This window comes from Thermogutta sp., from assembly GCF_014359955.1.
Lineage (GTDB): Bacteria > Planctomycetota > Planctomycetia > Pirellulales > Thermoguttaceae > Thermogutta.
In genome coordinates, this window is record NZ_JACIYL010000624.1 from 1 (window position 1) to 2,721 (window position 2,721).

At 56.2% G+C, this 2,721-nt stretch carries 2 protein-coding genes; one reads left to right on the plus strand and one right to left on the minus strand.

The window, feature by feature from the left end; translation table 11 throughout:
• Positions 1–262 precede the first annotated feature (262 nt).
• Positions 263–2,293, plus strand: a complete 2,031-nt coding sequence (locus H5U08_RS15125) for a beta-L-arabinofuranosidase domain-containing protein (RefSeq protein WP_297034868.1) — start codon at positions 263–265, stop codon at positions 2,291–2,293.
• 238 nt (positions 2,294–2,531) lie between these two features.
• On the opposite strand, the gene H5U08_RS15130 is transcribed toward H5U08_RS15125, so the two are convergent.
• Positions 2,532–2,721 (minus strand): hypothetical protein (locus tag H5U08_RS15130; protein ID WP_297034874.1); only part of this gene is annotated, 190 nt, incomplete at its 5' end.

Here is a 2,721-nt window from a genome sequence, read left to right on the forward strand (position 1 = left end):
TGCGGAGCGTCAGACGGATCAAGGCGGACCAGCCTTAGAGCCTGGCCTGGATCTCTTACGGATGGGCGATCGGCAAATGCCGACCACTGCTGCACTCAAAAAGTAGAGATATTAGGGTTTTGGGAGCAGGATGGGTGTTTTCATTTATTTGCGACGACTGCAGGCAGCGCCCCTGGTGTTCGCGGCCTGAAGAGGGTTTTCCGTAAGTCGGTGGTCGCTGATGGGGCGATTGTGGACCGAGAAAGGTTTTGGAAGGAGTGTCATGCGAAGATTTACTATTTTTGCCCGTTCGGTTGCACTCTTTGTTGTCGTGGCGGTTCTGTCGCAATCAACATCGGCAGGCGAACCTGTTGTCACGTCGCCCCACGCGAAATTTCAGCCTCTTGGTCTCAAAGATGTCCGTTGGACGACGGGCTTTTGGGCCGAGCGATTCGAATTGTGTCACAAGGTTGTGCTCCCCAAGATGAAGGAGGCTTTGCTTGATCCGAATAATGCTGCGTCATTGATCAACTTTCGTATCGGAGCGGGTATCGAGCAGGGAAAATACGTGGGAGCCAACTGGAGTGATGGGGACTGCTACAAATGGCTGGAGGCGTTGGCCCGGGTGTATGCGCTCACCCGGGACCCGGCACTGGACCAAGAGATGGACTACTGGATCGACCTTATCAGACGGACACAGGAACCCGACGGTTATATCTGTACGCAGATTCAGCTCGATCCGACAAAGAGCCGCTGGGAACGGCGTCAATACCACGAGCTTTACAACATGGGACATCTGATGACGGCGGCAGCCGTTCATTATCAGGCCACCGGCAAGAAAAGTTGCCTGGAAGTCGCAGAAAAGCTGGCCAACTACCTGTATGGGGTCTTTTCACCACGCCCCAAGGAACTGTCGCATTTCGGCTGGAATCCTTCAAACATCATGGGCCTGGTGGACCTGTATCGCGTGACCGGTGAGCGTCGTTACTTGGAACTGGCGGAGATTTTCGTGGACATGCGTGGGTCAGTCCCCTATCCTCGAGGGTTTGTATCGGACCCCAAGCTGTGGGATCCCACGCCGGGCGATCAAACTCAGGACCGTGTTCCCCTCCGCAAGGAAAGCTATGCTGTTGGACATGCCGTGACAGGCGCGTACCTTTACTGCGGGGCGGCCGACGTCGTGGCAGAGACAGGCGAAAAGGCCCTTTTTGATGCGCTGACCCGCATTTGGCATGACGTTGTCGATCGAAAGATGTCGATCAGCGGCGGGATCGGTGCACATCACCATACGGTGTCGATACGCTACGACCAGGTTCATGAGGCCTTTGGCTTGCCTTATGAGTTGCCCAATCGAAATGCCTACAACGAGACCTGTGCGAACATCGCCAACGCCATGTGGAACTGGAGAATGCTGCGATTGACCGGTGACGCTCGTTTCACGGATGTGATGGAGCTTGTTCTCTACAACAGCATGCTTTCGGGCATGAGCCTGGATGGAACGCGGTTTTGTTACGCCAATCCACTCGCCCGTTTGAATGGCGTTGAGCGAGATCCCCACGACACCCTCGAGCGCTGGCGGATTTTCACCTGTTATTGCTGTCCCCCCAACGTTGCCCGAACTATTGCGGCCACCCCCACGCTGGCTTACGGTGTTTCCTCAGACGCACTGTGGGTTCATCTTTATGGCAGCAGCGAATTGGAGACCGATTTCCCTCAGGGCGGGAAACTGCGTCTCGTCCAGCAAACCAACTATCCCTGGGAGGGATCTATCAAGATAACCCTGGAACAGGTTCCCGAGGCGTTAAAGTCCATCAAGCTGCGAATTCCCGGCTGGGCATCTGGATGCGTGATTCGGGTGAACGGTGCTCCTTTGGATGCTCCGGCCAAGCCTGGCACTTACTGCGACCTGCGACGTGACTGGGCGAAGGGAGACGTGATCGAGCTTGAGTTGCCCCTTAAAGTCAGACTCATGGAGGCCAATCCGCTCGTGGAAAATGCTCATGGGCGCGTCGCCGTCATGCGGGGGCCATTGCTTTATTGCCTGGAATCGTGCGACCTGGAGCCGGGCGTCGATATTCGGAACGTGGCGATTCGGCGCGGTGCACAATGGACCGTTCACCCTGGTCCTGAAGAGCTTGGCAGGGCCATCGTTTTGGAGAGCGAGGGCCTGCTCTGGCCTGGTAAGCCCTGGGATTGCCTTTATCGTCCTCTCGTGGAAGGGGAACCAAAACCGATCAGGATCCGCATGATCCCCTATTATGCCTGGAACAATCGGGCACAGGGCGAGATGCTCGTATGGATTCCGATTGACTGAGGCCCTTGCTCCTTGTCCGCTCTCCAATCATGAAACACAACCGCTAGACCGGGCACTGACGCGATCCAGGGCGGGAGGCTCACGCCGCAAAAAGTCTGGCTCCATGCGAGTTGACACCCGACTGATTCTGGATAGAATCGGGTCGGGCATGCAGCCCGATGAGCCACAAGTTGCGACCGGAGCCGCGGTCATCTGTTTGGTGATAACGGCTGGTCGCGCGGATGAGTTTTGCGGTGTTTCAATGTGCTTTCGGTGTAGTCTGGCGATAGCTCTCTGCGCAAGGCGGAATACATTTGAGTTTTGCCCCTGCCACCGTTGCACCAAATCCTAGCCAAGAAAGGACCGTGCCCCATGACCAGACGATTTCTTCAATTGTGGGTTTTGTTCCTCTGGTTGATGGCTCTTGCTGCCACAGGCTGGAGCCAGGT